Source organism: Oleiphilus sp. HI0079 (assembly GCF_001635105.1).
In genome coordinates, this window is sequence record NZ_LWFT01001344.1 from 1 (window position 1) to 951 (window position 951).

1 protein-coding gene is annotated in these 951 nt (G+C 48.6%); it reads right to left on the reverse strand.

Annotation, left to right across the window (positions count from 1 at the left end; translation table 11 throughout):
- Nucleotides 1-29: 29 nt before the first annotated feature.
- Nucleotides 30-951: bifunctional diguanylate cyclase/phosphodiesterase (locus A3750_RS23235; RefSeq protein ID WP_156498881.1), on the reverse strand; the 922-nt coding region annotated here is incomplete at its 5' end.

The following is a 951-nucleotide window of genomic DNA, read 5'->3' on the forward strand; positions in this document are numbered from 1 at the left end:
GTCGTTTAAAGCTGGCTGAGGGTATCCAACTATCCAACGTTTGACGGCTGCTGGTTTCGTAACAGGGCTTCCATTGCTTCCTTATCAAGCGGTCTCGAAACGTAGTAACCCTGAACATAGTCACATCCAAGGGATCTTAGAAGATCAAGCTGCGCTTCATTTTCTGCGCCCTCAGCAACAACTTTCAAATCAAGAGAATTACTCAATACGACAATCGCCTTGGTAATCGCCTGCTGAGCTTTGGAGCACTCAATATTGTCGATAAACTCTCGGTCGATCTTAAGCGTATCTACGGGCAGGTGGCGCAAATAACTGAGCGATGAATAGCCCGTTCCAAAGTCGTCGATCGATACCTTGATGCCAATCTCGCGTAAGTCCGCAAGCCGCTCGCTTACTCCCTGAATGTCTTCTTTCAGGGCACTTTCTGTCAGCTCTAATTCAAGAAATCCCGCGTCAAGACCTGACTCCGCAATACTCTCAATGATGATGCTTTTTAGGTGCGGCTCTAACAATTGACGTGGCGCAAGGTTAACCGACACACTGAGCGGTCCAAAGCCCATGTCCTGCCATTTTTTCGTTTGGTTACAGGCCGCATAAAGAACATAGGCGCCGAGATCTGATATCAACCCATTCTCTTCGGCAATGGCAACAAACTCCTGAGGAGAAACCAGACCTCGCTGAGGGTGGCTCCAGCGGATTAAGGCCTCATAGGAGAGTATCAGCCCCTCTTTCAAATCGAGCTTCGGCTGGTAATACACCTCGAGCTCTTCATTCACGAGAGCGGAACGTAACTCTTTCTCAATCTCGAGACGCTCACGCGAAAATGTCTTCAAGCTTTCGTCAAACATCTGAATTTGATTGCCGCCGTGGTATTTTGCCTTTTGCACCGCAAGAGAGCCGAAGCGGCTAAGCGTTTCAATATCTTCGGTATGCTGTGGCAACAATGCGATA